Annotated in this window: 13 protein-coding genes; 3 read left to right on the forward strand and 10 right to left on the reverse strand. The window is 71.2% G+C overall.

The window, feature by feature from the left end:
- Positions 1–95: 95 nt before the first annotated feature.
- Together ACFYZ3_RS12660 and cseB are read right to left on the reverse strand one after the other, a co-directional pair.
- Entirely contained in the window at positions 96–1,349 is a 1,254-nt protein-coding gene (locus ACFYZ3_RS12660) for a HAMP domain-containing sensor histidine kinase (RefSeq protein ID WP_054101752.1), read from the reverse strand.
- A gap of 1 nt (position 1,350) precedes the next feature.
- Positions 1,351–2,061 carry a two-component system response regulator CseB gene (cseB, locus tag ACFYZ3_RS12665; protein ID WP_176156289.1) on the reverse strand — a complete coding sequence of 237 codons (711 nt, stop codon included), beginning with the start codon at positions 2,059–2,061 and terminating at the stop codon, positions 1,351–1,353.
- Positions 2,062–2,323: 262 nt separating this feature from the next.
- Between cseB and ACFYZ3_RS12670 the strand changes: the two genes are divergently transcribed.
- Positions 2,324–3,103, forward strand: a complete 780-nt coding sequence (locus ACFYZ3_RS12670) for a hypothetical protein (protein WP_228956026.1) — start codon at positions 2,324–2,326, stop codon at positions 3,101–3,103.
- A gap of 678 nt (positions 3,104–3,781) precedes the next feature.
- Here the strand turns inward: ACFYZ3_RS12670 and ACFYZ3_RS12675 are convergent.
- Complete coding sequence (locus ACFYZ3_RS12675) at positions 3,782–4,639, reverse strand: helix-turn-helix domain-containing protein (RefSeq protein WP_388515947.1); 858 nt, start codon at positions 4,637–4,639, stop codon at positions 3,782–3,784.
- A 198-nt stretch (positions 4,640–4,837) separates the two neighbouring features.
- On the opposite strand from ACFYZ3_RS12675, the gene ACFYZ3_RS12680 reads away from it, so the two are divergent.
- Positions 4,838–5,755, forward strand: coding sequence for an alpha/beta hydrolase (locus ACFYZ3_RS12680; RefSeq protein WP_007388216.1), 918 nt, complete (start codon positions 4,838–4,840; stop codon positions 5,753–5,755).
- A gap of 112 nt (positions 5,756–5,867) precedes the next feature.
- On the opposite strand, the gene ACFYZ3_RS12685 is transcribed toward ACFYZ3_RS12680, so the two are convergent.
- A complete protein-coding gene (locus ACFYZ3_RS12685; protein WP_007388238.1) occupies positions 5,868–6,206 on the reverse strand; it encodes an alpha-amylase in 339 nt (112 codons plus the stop codon).
- A gap of 306 nt (positions 6,207–6,512) precedes the next feature.
- Here ACFYZ3_RS12685 and ACFYZ3_RS12690 point away from each other — a divergent pair, with 306 nt between their 5' ends.
- Positions 6,513–7,862, forward strand: coding sequence for a serine hydrolase domain-containing protein (locus ACFYZ3_RS12690; protein WP_158002317.1), 1,350 nt, complete (start codon positions 6,513–6,515; stop codon positions 7,860–7,862).
- Here the strand turns inward: ACFYZ3_RS12690 and ACFYZ3_RS12695 are convergent.
- From ACFYZ3_RS12695 to ACFYZ3_RS12720, 6 genes are read right to left on the reverse strand one after another with little or no spacing between them, the layout of a single operon-like run.
- Positions 7,801–8,775, reverse strand: coding sequence for an SDR family oxidoreductase (locus ACFYZ3_RS12695; protein WP_388515950.1), 975 nt, complete (start codon positions 8,773–8,775; stop codon positions 7,801–7,803). The two genes, ACFYZ3_RS12690 and ACFYZ3_RS12695, sit on opposite strands and share 62 nt — an antisense overlap.
- Complete coding sequence (locus ACFYZ3_RS12700; RefSeq protein WP_007388270.1) at positions 8,772–9,824, reverse strand: ROK family protein; 1,053 nt, start codon at positions 9,822–9,824, stop codon at positions 8,772–8,774. The genes ACFYZ3_RS12695 and ACFYZ3_RS12700 overlap by 4 nt, the downstream gene beginning before the upstream one ends.
- Positions 9,821–10,237, reverse strand: a complete 417-nt coding sequence (locus ACFYZ3_RS12705) for a cupin domain-containing protein (protein ID WP_125634031.1) — start codon at positions 10,235–10,237, stop codon at positions 9,821–9,823. Before ACFYZ3_RS12705 ends, ACFYZ3_RS12700 begins: the two co-directional genes overlap by 4 nt.
- The gene (locus tag ACFYZ3_RS12710) at positions 10,230–11,411 is read right to left on the reverse strand and encodes a sedoheptulose 7-phosphate cyclase (RefSeq protein ID WP_054101757.1); all 1,182 of its coding nucleotides are present in this window, start codon (positions 11,409–11,411) and stop codon (positions 10,230–10,232) included. The genes ACFYZ3_RS12705 and ACFYZ3_RS12710 overlap by 8 nt, the downstream gene beginning before the upstream one ends.
- Before the next feature lie 12 nt (positions 11,412–11,423).
- Positions 11,424–13,532 carry a 4-alpha-glucanotransferase gene (malQ, locus tag ACFYZ3_RS12715; RefSeq protein ID WP_388515952.1) on the reverse strand — a complete coding sequence of 703 codons (2,109 nt, stop codon included), beginning with the start codon at positions 13,530–13,532 and terminating at the stop codon, positions 11,424–11,426.
- On the reverse strand, positions 13,529–16,612 hold the full coding sequence (locus ACFYZ3_RS12720) for a Cof-type HAD-IIB family hydrolase (protein WP_388515954.1): 3,084 nt from the start codon (positions 16,610–16,612) through the stop codon (positions 13,529–13,531). Before ACFYZ3_RS12720 ends, malQ begins: the two co-directional genes overlap by 4 nt.
- Positions 16,613–16,617 lie beyond the last annotated feature (5 nt).

A 16,617-nucleotide genomic window follows, 5' to 3' on the forward strand; every position in this document is an offset into this window, starting at 1 on the left:
CGTGACCATGTCTCGGCTCCCGCGCACCCGGTCATCGGTTCTGTATCAGTGCCGAGGCAGGGATGTGCCACGGGGCTCGTCCCCCGGCACCCGCGTCAGCCGGCGACCGGCAGGCGGAGGGTGGCGACGGCGCCGCCGTCGGGCGCGTTGTCGAAGGCCAGAGAGGCTCCGACGAGTCGGGCCTGGCCGAGCGCGATGGTCAGCCCGAGTCCGTGTCCCCGACCGCGCTCCGGCGTCCCGGTACGGAAGCGCTGCGGTCCGTCGGCGAGCAGCTCGGGCGGGAACCCCGGACCGTGGTCGCGCACTGTGACCGTGGTGCCCGCGACTGTCACCGTGACCGGTCCGCGGCCGTGCCGGTGGGCGTTGACGACCAGGTTGGTGACGATCCGGTCGAGTCGGCGCGGGTCGGTCTCGGCGTACCCGGCACCGGTCGCGGCGAGGCCGGTCTCCAGACCGGTACGGGCCAGCGAGTCCGCAACCGCCTCGGCGAGCGGAACGCGCTCTCGCTCGGCCTGCTCGGCACCCGCGTCCAGGCGCGAGATCTCGAGCAGGTCCTCGACCAGCGTGCGCAAGGCCCGCACTCGGTCCTGAACGAGATCGGTGGCTTCCCCCTCGGGGAGCAGCTCGCTTGCGGTGAGCAGGCCCATCAGCGGGGTGCGCAGCTCGTGGGCGACGTCCGCGGTGAAGCGCTGCTCGCTCAGCAGCCTCTGGTGCAAGCTGTCGGCCATCGAGTCGACCGTGGCCGAGATGTCGGTGATCTCGTCGCTGCCACGGTTGTCCGCGGTCCTGGCCGTCAGGTCACCGGCCGCGATCCGGCGTGTGGTCTGTGCCACCCTCCGCAGTCTGCGGTGCGGCAGTTCCGCGGCGAGCGCCGACACAGGGACGACGGCGGCCAGGGCGAGCAGCGAGTACTTCCACATGTGTCGGTCCAAAGCGCGCCTCGTGAGCAGGTCGGACGTCATGTCGACCTCGAGCGCGACGGGCTCGCCGCGATACGTCCGCGCCGCCCACATCGACGGATGGTCGCCTGGGCCGTCCGCGTCGTACCAGGTGGCGTATCCGTCGCTCAAGTCCTGCCGGTCGCGGAGCTCGCGCAGCAGCTCGTCGGGCATCTCCCCGGGCGACACCTTGAGTGCGGTGGGCGGGACGCCGTCCCGCTCGTAGTCCTCCAGCGCCCGGGCCAGAGCCGTGACGGCCTTGGCGCCGCCGTCGTTCATCGACCGGGCCAGGGTGCTGGAGTGCACCAGGCTCCCGACGGTCAGCGCGACGGCGCCGCAGCACACAGCGACGAGGAGAACGATCTTCCAGCGGAGCGAACGCCAGTTGAGCAGGTCACGCACGACGTTCACGTCAGCGCCGTAGCTTGTAGCCGAACCCGCGCACGGTCTCGATGCGCTCGGCTCCGATTCTCTTGCGCAGCCGCTGCACGCACAGGTCGACGACGCGGCTGTCGCCGTCCCAGCCGTAGTCCCACACGTTGCGCAGCAGGGTCTGCCGGTCGAGGACGGTGCCGGGATGCGCGGCGAACTCCAGCAGCAGGCGCAGCTCGGTGGGGGCCAGCGCGACCGGCCGGCCGGCCACGGAGACGTCGAGGCCCGCGGTGTCGATGGACAGGTCGCCGAAGACGAGCAGGTTGTGCTCCCCGGCTCGATCGCCGGCCGGTTCCTCCGGGCTCGCGGCTGGCGGGGCGGCGCCGGGGGAGTAGACGGCCCGCCGCAGCAGCGAGCGGATCCTGGCCACCAGCACGGCGGTGTCGACGGGCTTGACCACGTAGTCGTCGGCGCCCGCCTCCAGGCCGGAGACCACGTCCAGGGCATCGCCCCGGGCGGACATCATCAGAATGGGAACCATGCTGGTCTCCCGGACGCGACGGCACAGGCCGATGCCGTCGAGCCCGGGCAGCATCACGTCGAGCAGCAGCAGATCGTGGCGGCCCTCCCGGAACAGCTCCAGCCCGGTCAGCCCGTCACCGGCGGAGGCGACACGGTAGCCGTAGCGCTCCAGAGCCATCGTGACCGACCTGCGGATGACCTCGTCGTCCTCGACCAGGAGAATCGCCACGGGCACCGGGGCATCACCTTCACTCACCGACTCCGGCCCTTCCTTCCCTGTCACCCACGGCCGGACACCGTCGGCGCGCGACGACATCCCGTTCCGAAGGCATTGTGCCTTCCAACCGTGGTCTCGGGGCATCCGGCACGGCTCGGGCCCGTATCAACGCTGTATCGCCCGACGACAAGCTCGACACGGAGGGAGATACCGGCGACAGGGTCGTGTTCGCTCCCGTGAGCGTGAGGGGTCCGTCAACGGTGTGGTTCGCGGGATGCCGATGGTGACGCTTGCACCAGGAGTACGGTTGCGCGGCGGCGTTCTGGAGTTCGGCGCCAAGGGCGTGCGATTGACGCGGGACAACATTCTGGAGAGCGTGACCGTACGCTGCCCCGAGCGTCCGGTGCGCGGCAGCGGCGTCTTCGTCGGCGGGCACGGCGACTGGGACGGGGTCGCAGACGGGGGCACGGTGCGGGTGAACACGCTGCGTACCGGAGAGATCCACACCGACGGCGGGATCCCCGCCGGGACAACGGACCTGATCAGCGGCGGGGTGTTTGTCATCTCGGGTGCCGTGGTCGGCCAAGTGCTCAACTGCGGGCCGGTTACCACGTACGGGCAGAACGACATGGTGTTGGACAACTGGGGTCAGGTGCAGACGTGGACGGCGACCGCACCGGTGACCTCGCACGGCCCCAGCGGAATCGGGTTCGTCAATTTCGGCGTCCTCGGCAGCCTCGACGTGCAGGCCCCGATCACCACGCTCAGCCTGGTGCGGGGAATGCAGGTGGAGTTGGCCGCGGTGGCCCTGAGCGTCAAACAAGGTGGTCGGATCGGTACGGCCACGGTTGACGGGCGCATCGCCACGAGCGGGGACCACCTGACGACGGTCGAGATCGACGGCGAGGTGGGGACCCTGAGGGTCACCGGCGGCATCCACGCCACGGGACGAGAAGCGGATGCGGTCCGGGTGGGCGCAGGTGACGTGGACCTGTCCGACATCGACATCACCGCCACCGACGGCCAGTCCATCATTCACCATGCCGCGAACTGATCGAGCCCTGTTCCGTTTGAGCGTCGATGTCTTCGACGGCCCTCTCAAGGCCTGGTCCTGGCCGAGGCCGAGTTCCCACTGACGAGGAGGCTCAGTCCTTCGTACCCCTCCGGAGCGCGTAGCAGAGGTGACCGACGACGCACGCTTCACTGGAGGCCGCCTTGCCGGGCGAGGGAGTTGGAACGGTAGCGGGCGCCAAGGCCGCGCAGCAGGGCGCCGCTGTAGCGCCGCCGCGCTGGTTGCCCTGTCCGCCGCCGTAGAAGAAGATCGGTTGGCCGCCGTAGGTGCCGCACGGTCTTCAGCGGGCGGCGATCTCGCGGACGGCAGTGTCCCAGTGGATGAGGGAAGGTGCCGTCCGGCTCCCGGCGCAGGGTCGCCTGTGCAGACGGACTTGATCCAGACCGCGCGGCATTCCGGCATACCGTTGACCAGTGGTTCGCCGGCCAGGGAGGGGGAGCGGCACCAGCCGCCCGGAACGCATGCCGTTAACCGTGCTGCGCGGAGGGCTCGTCGTCGTGCTGGAGAGGTCGCCCCCGGTCACGCCGCTGCGTCACCGGGCGGCGGGCCCCGAGGCGATGCCGCCTCTGTCGGGACGAGAGCGTCAGGTTCTCACCCTGCTGGCGGACGGCCATGAGGCCCCCGCCATCGCGGAGGAGCTGTCCGGGCGAGCACTTCTGCCTACGGCCGGTCGTGGGCTCCCGAGGTCCGTGAGGCGAGGGTGCGCAGGCGGTCGTGACTCGTCGTGCCGGGTTCGGCGGTCAGGGTGATGAGCTGCTGGTCGGGATCGTCGGTGGAGGTGAGGAAGGACCAGTCGAGGGTGAGCGGGCCGACGACCGGATGGTCCAGCACTTTCGTGCCGGATCTCTGGGCCGCGACCCGGTGGGTACCCCACCAGCGCCGGAAGTCGGGATCCTGCACCGACAGTTCGCCGACAAGTTCGGTGAGACGTGGGTCCTCGGGATCGCGGACGGCCTCCATGCGCAGCTGTGCCAGGGTCATCCGTGCCGCCCACTCCCAGTCCGCGTACAGCGCTCTGACGGCCGGCTCACGGAAGATCAGTCGTACGAAGTTGCGGTCCCTTTCCGGAATCCGCGCGAAGTCGATGAACAGGGCGGACGCCATGGCGTTCCAGGCGAGGATGTCCGTACGCCGGCCCAGGACGACGGCAGGCGTGGTGCAGAGGTCGTCCAAGAGGCGCCGTAGCTGCGGCCGGACCTTCTGCGAGGTGCGCCGACGCGGCCGCGCTGTGTCCCGGCCCGACAACTCGAGCCGGTAGGCGCGCTCACCGTCATCGAGCCGCAGGACACGCGCGAGGGCATCCAGTACCGGTTCGGACGCCCGGCGGCGGCCCTGTTCGAGGCGCGTGTAGTAGTCCGGGCTGATCGACGCGAGCAACGCCACCTCTTCGCGGCGCAGACCCTTGACCCTGCGCCTGCCGGCGGAACCAGGGAGTCCCGCTTCGGCCGGGCTCAGCTCCGTACGCCGCGCCTTCAGGAAAGCGCCCAGTTCGCTGACATGGCCGTTACTGCTGCTCATGCGCCCCAGTGTGACAGCGCGCCGACCCCGTGACAGGGGGCCTGGCGTGTCCCAGGACAGCACAGTCCTGGGACAGAAGAAGCCCCTTACCCGACCCTGAGCCGCGTGCGACTGTCGGTGAGGACGAGGACTGCACGGAGCGTTCCCAGCCGTTCGCGGCCACTTCCTTACCCACCCGCACGACAGGAGACACAGACCGTGAAGACCGACGTCACGTTTCCCAGCAACGATCTCGCCGTCGCCGGGATTCTCTTCACCCCCGACGAACGCATCGACGCCCGCCTGCCGGCCATTGTGATCTCCCACCCGGGGGGTGGTGTGAAGGAGCAGAGCCCGAGTGTCTACGCCGAGCGCCTGACCCGGGAGGGATTTGCCGCGCTCGTCTTCGATGCCGCCTACCAGGGGGAGAGCGAGGGCGAGCCGCGAGGACTGGAGAACCCCTTCCAGCGGGCCGAGGACATCAAGTCCGCCGTGACTCACCTGACCACCCGTGACGACATCGACCCTGACCGGATCGGTGCACTGGGCATCTGCGCGTCAGGCGGATACGTCCCCTACGCCGCGCAGACCGACCACCGGGTCAAAGCCGTCGCCACGGTCAGTGCCGGAGACATGGGCTCCGTGATCCGTGAAGGGCTGGGCCGCGCCCAGGACCCCGCGGTCCTCACGGCCCTGCTCGACCGGGCCGCGGCGGCGCGTACCGCCGAGGCTCGCGGCGAGGCTCCGGAGACAGTGGCGTGGATCCCCGACGACGCCGAAGACATGCCGGCGACTGGCACCCGGCAGTTCCGGGAGACCTACGAGTTCTACCGGACCCCGCGCGGATACCACCCTCGAGCGGTCCAGGGGTGGGTCCTGCGCAGCGCCGACCAACTGGCCCAGTACGACTCCTACGCGATGATCCGGCTCATCGCCCCCCGCCCCTTGCTGATGATCGTGGGTTCCGAGGCGGAGACCGCGTACTTCAGCCGGGAAGCGATAGAACGGGCGGCCGAACCCAAGGAACTGTTCGTCATCGACGGCGCCACGCACATCGACCTGTACGACAGGGACGAACACGTCACAGCTGCCGTCGCCAAGCTCACCGACTTCTTCGGCAAGCACCTGGCCGGATGACCAGCCGCCATCGCGACGCCCGCGCCCGCACTGGCCGGCAGGGCGAACGCTGAGGAGGAGGCGGCTTCGGTCATCGACGGCCGCGTGAGGCGCATGGTTGCTTCAGCAGTTCTTACGGGGCTACCTCGGCAACGGACGGCTCGCACGTTCGCACCGCGATCGCGTAGTTGCCGTCCGTGCCGTAGCCGGCGAAGGTCGCCCAGGCGCCGGGTGCGATGACGCGGCACGGAGCGTCCTGGCCGTTCGTGTACTCGACGGTGACGGCCACGGTCTCGGCACAGTTGTTGACGACGTCCGTGTAACGCCAGCTCTGGTAGTACTCCACGCACGCCGGAGCGGGCGATTGGGCGGGTGCCGCGACGGACGGGGTGGCCGCCACGGTCATCAGCAGGCCGGCCGCGCTCACGGCGGCGAGGGCGAGGGTGCGCTTCACGCGCTTCATGCGGGACATGCGACGAATCCTTGAGCCGGTGACCGCTCTTGCGCAAGTTGCTGCAAAAACTTTCGGCCATGAGTGATGGACTGTCCCGCTTCAACTGGTTGCTACCTCACGTCGAGACCCGTCGGAGATTGCGTCACGGTCCGGAGTGGGCGCGAGGTGGATGGTCGAGAGCAAGTTCTTGCTGCATCTTTTGGGAATCTCTTGCAGTGTGCGTGTGGTCGCTGGTTAAGTCGGGGCGTCCGTGCGAGACCTACGACGGGAGTGTCCCCCATGGCTCCGTTGCCTCAGCCGTCCGCCGATCCCACGGCCCAACCGATGGGCGGAACCGGGAAGTTGCTCCTGAGCCGGCTCGCTCGCGCCCAAGCCCTGGGGCGGGTCCCGTCCGTCGCGGGCTGTGCCCTGGTCGAAGGACGGACGGCCTGGACCGGCGTCCGCGGACGGGTGGGTGGCGGGTCGCCGACCTTGGACACGCAGTACCGGATCGGGTCGCTCACGAAGTCCTTCACAGCCGTTCTGGTGATGCGGTTGCGGGACCGGGGTGAGCTCAGGACGAACGACCCGCTGGACCGGTATCTGCCGGGCACCGGAATCGGAGACCGCACCCTTGAGCAACTCCTGAGTCACACCGCGGGGTTGACGACCATGACGCCAGGCTGTGACTGGCCGTACAGCGGACAGGGGCCGGCCGATCCGCTGCGGCGCGGGGCCGGGGTTCTCTGCGCGGCGGGGGAGCGCTTCCACTACTCGAATGTCGGGTACGCCCTTCTGGGCGCGGTGATCGAGAGGGTTCGGCAGGAGCCCTGGGCAGACGTGCTGGCCAGGGAGGTTCTCGCCCCATTGGGCATGAGAGGGACGGGCACGGACCCTGGTGCCGAGGCCGCTCCGGGATGGAGCGTGCACCCGTGGGCGCCGACGCTCGTGGCCGAAGAGGTCCAGGACGCCCGCGCCATGGCCGCCGCCGGGGCGCTGTGGTCCACGCCGGCGGACCTCGCCAGGTGGGCGGAGTTCCTCCTGGGCGACTGCGCCGAGGTGCTCCACCCGGACACGCTGGCCGAAATGGCCGAACCGACCCGGCTGTCCGCCCACGAGGACGAGCCCGGCGCCGGATTCGGACTGGGACTGCAGGCGGTACGGCACCAGGGACGCACTCTGATCGGACACCCCGGCGGCATACCGGGATTCCTGGCCACGATCTGGGTGGACCGAGAACGCCGGACGGGGGCAGTGATCGTCGGCAACGCCAGCACCGGGCTGAGCCCGAGCCGGGCCCTGGAACTGCTCGACATCGTGGGTGAGCAGACGCTGCCCCTGCCCGACGAGTGGGCGCCGCAAAACCTGCCGCCCCACCTTCTGGACCTCACGGGCTACTGGTACCAGGGCCCGCGTCCGCACGCCATCCAGATGGAGGCGGACGGCAGCGTGCTGCTGCAACCGGTGAGCACCCGCACCAAGCCTTCCCGCTTCCGCGCTCCGGCCAGCCGGTTCGGTACCACTCCTCAGGGCGGTCTGACCGGACTGGACGGCGCGTACGTGGGAGAGGAACTGCGGGTGCTCCGGGATCAGGACGGGCGGCCGGCGGCCCTCGAGCTCACCGGTGCCCGCTTCACCCGCGTTCCCGGTCCGGTTCCGTCGACACCGGCCCTGTCCCCGGAGGTGTCCGGCTGATCGCGTGGCGCCCCGTGAAAGCGGTGACGAGCTTTCGCGCCCCGGCGGCGACACCGTCGACCGGGGGCAGACCGAGCAGGCCGGGCAGCGACGTGCTTGTCAGACACGCGTTCTCGGGCCGGGAGGCGTACCGCGTCGCGGCCTTCGGGACCGGGACCACCAACCTCCGCGGCGCGCCCAGCAGGTCGGCGATCGTCAGCGCCCACTCGGCCCGGGTGACCCGGTCCGGACCGCCGAGGTGGAGGACCTCGGGCAGCGGGGCAGGGGCGAAGAGCACGGAGGCGGTGACCCGGGCCACGTCGGAGACGGTCACCGGGGTCGTCCAATGGTCGTCGGGCGCGTGCACCGCTTCACCCAGCAACAGTTGATGAGCGCAGGACGCGAAGAAGTTCAGCCACTTCCCCGCGCCCGCCGGCTCGTGGCCGTAGACGAGGCTCACGCGCAGCACCACGGCGTCGGCCGCCGTGGCCAGCAGGATCTGCTCGGCACGGAGCTTGGCGCGGCCGTATGCGTTCGCGGGCCGTACCGGCGTGGACTCGGTGTTGTGCGGCAAGGAGCCGTCGAAGACGTTGTCCGTGGAGATGAGCACGACACGGGCCCCCGGGGCCAGGGATGCCACGTTGCCCGCTACCGCTGCGTGAGCCTGCTCGGCCTCACCCGGATGCTCCTCGCACCAGGTCACGTCGGACGGGCCGTGCACCAGGACCACGCCGTCGGGACGCAGTCGGGTCAGAAGCCTGTCGCACGCCTCGGGGACGGTGGCGTCCAGCGCCGCCCAGCGTGCCCCGTACGTCGTGGGCGACGTTGAGGGCCGGCCGCGCGACGCCAGGGTGACGGTGTGCCCGTGGGCTGCGAGATGCCGGGCGATGCCGGTGCCGACGAAGCCGCTGCCTATCACCAGGACGGTGCTCATCCGACCACCTGCCCGGCCCCGGCGGGCAGGCGCGCGCCGAGCAGGCGGCCGACGCCCAGCAGGCCGTGATCGTCATCGGCGGCACCGAGCGCCACCATCGCGTCGATGGCGTCCGCGTCCAGACCGAAACAGCCGAGCCGGGTCAACTCGGCCACCAGCAGCCTGCGGTAGGGCTCACCGACGGCCAGCGCGAAGCCGCCCATCAAGAGGTAGCGGCAGATGCCGATCGAAGTGAAGACGGACCCGATCGCCTGGGCGAGGGGAGTGACGGTGGTGCGCAGGACGGCAGTCGCGAAGGCGTCGCCCGCCCGAACCGCCGAGGCGATGGCACGGTTGTCGATCGCCTCGGGACGGCCGTGGGCGAGAGCCGACAGCCGGGAGGCGGCGAACGCCCCCCGGTCGGTCACCGCGGCCCGTCGCGCGGCGGCGAGCACACCGCGGCCGGAGGCGATCGCCCCCAGGTGGCCGCGGCCCCCGCAGTCGCACGGCAGGGCGTCAGGGGAGGCGTCGTAGGTCCAGTGCCCCAACTCCCCGCCGTGGCCGCCCGGGTCCAGCAGGACCTCGCCGTTGCGGAAGACCTTGTTCCCGATGCCGGAGCTGACCGTGATGAGGCAGAAGGGCCGGCTCTCGGTGGCGGCGTAGCGCCAGGTGGCAGCCGTCAGATCATTGACGACGACGACCGGGGCGCCGACGCGCGCCGTGAGCAGGGCACCGAGGGGCAGTGGCTCGCTCCGTCCGCCCCAGACCGTGGGGGCGGCCAGGACGAGGCCGTCGGCGGTGACCGGCCCGGCGAAGGCCACGCCGACGGTGCGCGGTGCGCAACGGCCGCCGTCCCGCGCGGTTCGGGCACCGATCTCTCGGGCCAACTGTTCGACGACGCGTTCCTGCAGCACGGGCACGGGAGCGTTCGGGTCGCGGGCCATGCCATCGACGGGCGTGCGGCGTGTACCGGACAGGGCGCCGGTCATCGGATCGTAGTCCGCGATGCGCAGGGTGGTGCCGCCCACGTCCACCACGACGAAAGGAGCCTCGGTGTCGATGACGTTCACGCCGTCGCCTCCCCGGACGCGGCGGGGGAGGTGCGCGGCCGCGCGGCCTCCGGCTCCTCGAACACGAGCAGTCGCAGATCCCCCGGGCCGTCGTTGACGAGGCCGTGCTCGCCGAACGGGCGATTGGCGATCACATCGCCCGCGCCGACCCGGAAGTGCTCGCCGTCCCGGAACATCAACCCGCTGCCGTCGAGTACGACATACGTCTCCCGGTCGGCGCCGTGCCGGTGCCGGCCGATCGAGGTGCCGGGCGGCAGTACGGCCAGATCGACGAACTCGGCCCCGCGCCGCCCGCTCCGACGGGCGTAGACCCGGTGCGCCAGGATGGTGCCGAGGCCACCGTGGTCGTGTTCCTTGGGCGCGAACAGTTCGCGCAGATTGCGCACCGCCCCGCCGTCCACGGCCTCAGACATGGTGCCCCTCCGTATCCCGCGCCAGCGCTGACAGAGCCGTGCGCAGCAACGACTCGGGGACGTCCCCCAGCTCTTCGACAAACGTCGCCTTGCCCGGTGCCGTCGGCACGACCAGGTGCAGCTTGCGCCCGCGTCGCTCCCAGGATGCCCGCAACGCATGGTTCATCAGTTCGGGTGTGCAGGTGAGGGTGTCGAAGACCGGAAGCCCGATGCGCCGCAGCAGGCGCACGATCCGCTCGCACGTGTCCGCGTCCGCCAGCCCGAGCAGCCGTGCGATGTGTGCCGAGAGGGCCATGTCGACGGCGACCGCCTCCCCGTGCTCGAGGCGGTGGTTGCCGGCCGTCTCGATCACCGGACTGAAGGTGTGCCCGAAGTCGACGAGGCGCGCCAGCTCGTGCTCGCGGAGATTCGGGCAGAGCTCCTCCATCATCAGGCGCATCGACGTCCGCAGCACATACTCCTCCAGCCGGCCGTCGGCGGACGGCCGGCCGAGGAAGACGTCCGGGTGATCCTCAAGGGTCCGCAGCAGCTCCTCGTCCAGGATCACCGCCATCTTCACGATCTCCGCGAGTCCGCAGCGGATCTCACGCGGGGGCAGCGTGGTGAGGAACGCGGGATCATTGATGGAGGCGTGAGCCGGGTGGTAGGCACCCAGCATGTTCTTCGTGCGCAGGGCGTTGACACCGGTCTTCACACCGACACCGACGTCCACCTGCCCCACCAGCGTCGTGTTGACCTTGACGTAGCGGACACCGCGCGCGTACATGGACGCGGCGAAGCCGACGACGTCTGCGACTATTCCGCCGCCCACCGCCAGCATCACCCCATGACGGTCGAGTCCGGCGGCCTTGGCGGTGGCGCAGACGTCCTCCGCGGCGGCGAGCGTCTTGTGCTGCTCGCCGGTCCGCAGCGTGTGGACACTCCAGTCCCCCGGATCGACATGGGCGTTGAGATAGGCGCGCAGCCGGTCACCGTGCAGTCCCTCGATCGTGGGGCTGACGAATGCGACGACCCTGCGGCCCATGAGTGCGCGTGCGAGGAGCGGATTCTCCTGGTCGAACACCCCTGTGGTGAGGTCCACGCGGTAGGCGGTGCCCTCGGGCGCCAGCAGGTCGAAGCCGGTGGCGTCCTCGCGCACGCCCGGCTCGACCGGGGCAAGAACCTGGCCTGACATCTCTCTCCTTGCTCAGTGGACTCGTGAACGGTGGGAAGGCGTGAACAACTCGGTGACTCTCCGGAGCAGCGGGTGGTCCGGCAGATCCTCCAGCGGGACCGGGCACCCGGTGGCGTCGGCCACGGGAAGCCTCCAGTTGGGGTGCACCGCGGCCGACGTCCCCGGCAGGTTCTGCGGCATCAGGTCCCCTGTTGCGTCCGGCAGCCACACACCGAGGAGCCGCGCCGGGGTACGCAGCAGAAAGGCGTGCAGTGCGACGAGGGCGGCATCCCGGTCCTCGGAATCGGCGCCGTCCGGCAGCAGGCCGAGCCGGGTCAGCTCCGCGAGCCAGCCATCGCATTCGGCGGCGGCCTCGGCCTTCTCCTCCGTCTCGGGGCGGGTCAGCAGGCCGAGCCCGGCGCGCAGTTCCACATGCTCGCCGCTCAGCCACGCGGAGGTGGTCGGCAGATCGTGGGTGGTGAGTGTGGCCAGGCACTCCTGACGCCACTGGTCGGGCGGAAGCGGTCCATGCCGGCCCTCCGACCCGCCGACGTACTCGAAGCGCTGCACGGAGGTGCCCAGCACGCCGAGGTCCGCCAGGTGCTCCCGGACGCCGGCCTCCACCGTGCCGAGGTCCTCCCCGATGACGGCGGCGCCGGCCCGGTGGGCCTCCAGCATCAGTGTGGCGAGCAGTGCGTCGGAGTCGTAGCGGACATAGGTGCCGGCGTCCGGCGCGCAGCCGTCGGGGATCCACCACAGCCGGAACAGGCCCATGACGTGGTCGACACGGAGCGCGCCGGCGTGCCGGAGCCCGGCGCGCAGCAGACCCGCCAGCGGGCGGTAGGCCGCGGCCGCCAGCGCGTCGGGCCGCCAGGGGGGTTGTCCCCAGTTCTGGCCGTGCGGGTTGAAGTCGTCCGGTGGCGCGCCCACGCTCATGCCGGCGGCGAGAAAGCGTTGGTACGCCCAGGCGTCCGCGCCGTGGGGCGAGACGCCGACAGCGAGATCGTGCACGAGCCCGATCGGCATGCCCGCGGTGCGGGCCTGGTGCTGGGCGTCGGCGAGCTGCTCGTCGGTGAGCCAGGCGAGCCACTGGTGGAAGCCGATGTCGTCGGCGAGTTCGGTGCGGGCTCGGGCGACTGCTGCCGAGCGTGGATCGCGCAGGTCGGCGGGCCACGTGTGCCAGTCGCCGGCGTGTACCTCCGCGAGGGCGCACCAGGTGGCGAAGTCGGTGAGTTCATCACCTTCGCGCTGGACGAAAGAGGCGAAGGAAGCGGCGCGGCCGGGACTGAGCGGCGCCGCCCCGTGGATGCCGCGCAGGGCACGCAGCTTGAGGGCGCGTACAGTCTCCCGGTCGATCAGGGACTGTCCCCGCAGCACCCTGTCGTTGAGGGCGCGCGCCTGTGCCACGCAGGCGTCGACGTCGCGACGCTCGGCCGGGTCCAGATACGCGTACTCGGGTATCGCCTCCACCCGCAGGTGCAGGGGATCGGGGAAGCGGCGTGAGCTGGGCCGGTAGGGCGACGGGTCGGTCAGCGGTCCCGGCTCGGCGGCGTGCAGGGGACCCAACTGGAGGAATCCGGCACCCAGCGCGCGCCCCGACCATGCGGCGAGGTCCGCCAGGTCTCCCAGGTCGCCCATGCCCCAGGAGCGTCGCGACAGCACGGAGTACAGCTGGACGAGGAAGCCCCAGTGTCGGCCCTCGGGGACCGCGAGCCGTGCCGGGGCCACCAGCAGGGCGCAGTCGCCGACACCGGTCGGGCCCTGGACGTGCACGGTGTGCAGTCCGGCGGGCAGCGGATCGTCGAGTGCGGCCCTTCCCGCACCGTTCTCCAGTTCCACGTGGCCCTCGGTGTCACGCGGCAGGCCGAGCGCCTCCAGCCGTACGGTCTCGGGCTGCCGGAGTACGACGCACGGGGGCAAAAGGCGGGTACGGGAGCGAAATTCGTGCCGGGCCAGGGCGTCCCGCGCCGCCGCGGGGGTGGCGGCGTCCACCCCGCAGGCGGCGAGAACGGCGACCAGGGTGTCGGGCGCGACGTCGACGCGGACACCGCGGTCGGTGGTGTAGGAGGTCGCCACGCCGTGGGCGCGGGCAAGGCGGACAAGGGCGTCGGCCATGGTCAAGTGCCCTTTCTGGGCGGTCATGCGTGACGTTCGGAGGGGGTGCGGCGGTTCTGCGCCCCGGGGGTGAAGAGCCGCTCCAGGACCACCGCAACCCCGTCCTCTTCGTTGGGCGGTGCGATCTCGTCGGCGGCGGTGAGCAGGGCCGGGTGGGCGTTGGCCACGGCGACGCCGTGCGCCGCCCAGGTGAGCAGGGGGACGTCGTTGGGCATGTCGCCGAAGGCGATGGTGTCGCTCGCGGCGCAGCCCAGCAGCCGGGCGGCGCGTTCGACCCCGGCGGCCTTGGTCGTACCCGGCGGCAGCACCTCCACCATGCCCTTCACGGAGTGGACGACCGTCACCTCGTCGTCGAACAGACTCTGGGTGAGCGCGGCCAGCCGGTCCTCGTCGACCTCGGGATGGTGCAGGATCAGCTTGTCGACGGGACTGTCCCACAACAGATCCCGGTCGGTGGTCACGTCCCAGCCGTGGCGCACACGTTGCCCGAAGCCTTCGGTCACCTTGAACCGGCTGTCCGGCGGCGCCGTGACGACGCCCAGCTCGACGGGACCGAGCCTCTCCTCCACGCCCGCCACGACGCGGCGTGCGAGCGTACGGCCGAGGGAGGCCGAGGACAGCAGCCGTCGCGAGCCGGCGTCGTACAGCTGGGCGCCCTGTCCGCAGACGGCCAGACCGCGGTATCCGAGGGCGTCGAGGATGTGCGCGCAGGCCGAGGCCGGGCGTCCGGTGGCCACGAGGTGGTGCGCTCCCGCGTCGGTCACCGCCGCGAGGGCGGCACGGGTTCGTGGAGAGACGGTCAGGTCGTCACGCAACAGGGTCCCGTCTAGATCGGTTGCGACCAGCCGGAACGGTGGCCGGCGCAGCGGCAGGGTGTCCCAGCGGACGTGACCGGAGGCCAGCGTGAGCATGACGGACAGGTCGCGCCCCGCCGGAGCGGCGTCGAGTACGGCCCGGAAGGAACCGGGCCGACCGCCCTGCGGAGACAGGGCGTGGAACACGGCGCCGGTGCCGGGGGGCACCGGCTCGTCGGACGCGAGGGCCTCCGCGGCGGTCTCGCCCGCGGCCGGCCGGGAGCCGCCCGAGACGGCGTCCGGTCCGGTGCGAGCGCCCCTCCGACCTTCCAGCACGGCCTCCACCCGAGCCACGTGCTCGTGCCGGTACGTCACCTCCCACCGGCCGTTCGCCGTACGTCGAACGGTGCCCCGGCCGTGAACCCGGGCGGTCAGGTCGGAGCGTCCGGCCACCACGGCGTTGTGCAGCGCGGTGGTGAACTCGGCCTCCCGCCACGCGGCCTCGAAGAGCCGTTCACACGCCTGCGCGTCCACCGCCCCGCCCGCGCGCTCCCACGCGCCGAGGTCCCCGCGGGTGAGCGCCGCCTCCCGGATCTCCTCGGGGTGCTGGTCCCAGGCGCTCGCGGGCAGGTCGTCGAACCAGCCGTACGCGATCGCCTCGCGCACGGGGAACGGCCGGACCCGGCCATGGAGAAGCCCCTCGAAGGCGTCCAGCCGGGTGCGCGCGGCGCGTTCCCAGGTGAACCTCCGGGCCAGGGCGCGCGAGTTGGCGGACAGTCGGGCATAGGTGGGGTCGGAACCGTCGACGTGCGCGGCGAAGACACCGACCGCCGTGCGGATCCGCGCGGCCAGGCCGCGGGCGAGCGCCGGGTCGTCGTCGTGGAACGAGCCGGGCACCGAGAAGCCCGTCGCCTCGGGATGTCCGCTCGGCAGAGCGTGCCGGAAGTGCCGGGTGACGTGCTGGTCGGTGGCGATCGGCACGGCCCCGCAGGCCATCGCCTCGGCCTGTGCGATGAGGAAGCCGTCCAATTCGAACTTGGACGGGTAGACGCAGAAGTCGGCGCACGCCGCCTCCTCGAAGAGGGTGTCCTCGTCCGCGAGATCCCACGCGAGCCGGAGCCGGTCGGGGTGGCGGTCGGCCACGGACTGGAAGTACGCGTTCGCCGCGGCGCCGTCTCCCGTGGAGCAGCGGAGCAGGAACCCGGCCTCCACTCCGTCGTCCAGCAGTTCCTCGATAGCCCGCATCAGTTCCAACTGGCCCTTGTGGTGCACCGCGTAGCGCGCCGCGTGGTAAAAGACCGGAAGTGCCGGATCGATACCCAGACGGCGCAGCACCTGGTGCCGGTCGACCGAGGCCGTGTCGCGCGCCAGCCAGGAGTCCGTGACGGCGCAGCCACCGGTGATGACGCGGTCGGCGCGCTGCCGCAGCGTCCGGGCCACCGGCAGCGTCTCGAAGAGCGCCTGCACGGGCGTGTCCCGGAATGTGCTGTAGTACGCGCGCTGTCCCGGCGACACGAAGTCGACCAGATCAGCGTGGGCGGCTATCAACGGGAACAGGCCGACGTGGTCGGGGCCGTACTCGACGTGCATCCGGGTCCCGGCCAGGGCGCGCGAGAGTACCGCCCGCGTCGAGCGCTCCTCGGGCGGCGGGCCGTCCAGCGCGTCCAGGTCCACGTCGGCCACGCCGAACAGCTTCAGCATCCGCGTCACCTGGGGCCGGTACACCTTCTGCCCGATCGGGGCATTCGCGGCGACGGTGCTGACCGTGTGGAGGAATGGATCGGGGGCGAGAACCGGGGGCAAGAGGTAGTGATAGGCGGGTTCGAAGGCGTGCACCACGGCGGGTTCGTCCTCCGACCGCAGGTACTCCTGGACGAACCGCAGTCCCTCGGCCTGGAACACCAGCGGCTTGAAGTGGGAGAGGTCCCTGCCCTCGACGCCCGGTGGCGGATACAGCCGGTCGGGCAGCAGGTCGAGATACGCATTGGACAGGAAGTACACGTCCACGCCGTCCAGACGCAGCCGGTGCACCGTGGTCGTCACGTCCACGTCCAGGTCGGCCGGCCATGAGGCCCAGACCTCGGGATCCAGCGCCAGAGGCACCGTGCGGGTGCGGGTGAGGTGCGGCAGGTCCTCGATGCCGTGGGCGGCCCGCAGCCGGTCCACGTGCCCGTGTCCCGGCGTGACCAGCGAGACGCGGTGGCCTTGCGCGGCGTAACGGCGGGAGAGCTGCCACACCAGTGGAGACAGTCCGCCGCGCATCAGGCGTGGGTCGAAGCCGCCGCATTCGAAGGAGAAGGTGATGATGTGCACGTCGT

It is taken from the genome of Streptomyces sp. NPDC001599 (assembly GCF_042893535.1).
In the GTDB taxonomy this organism is placed as follows: Bacteria; Actinomycetota; Actinomycetes; order Streptomycetales; family Streptomycetaceae; genus Streptomyces.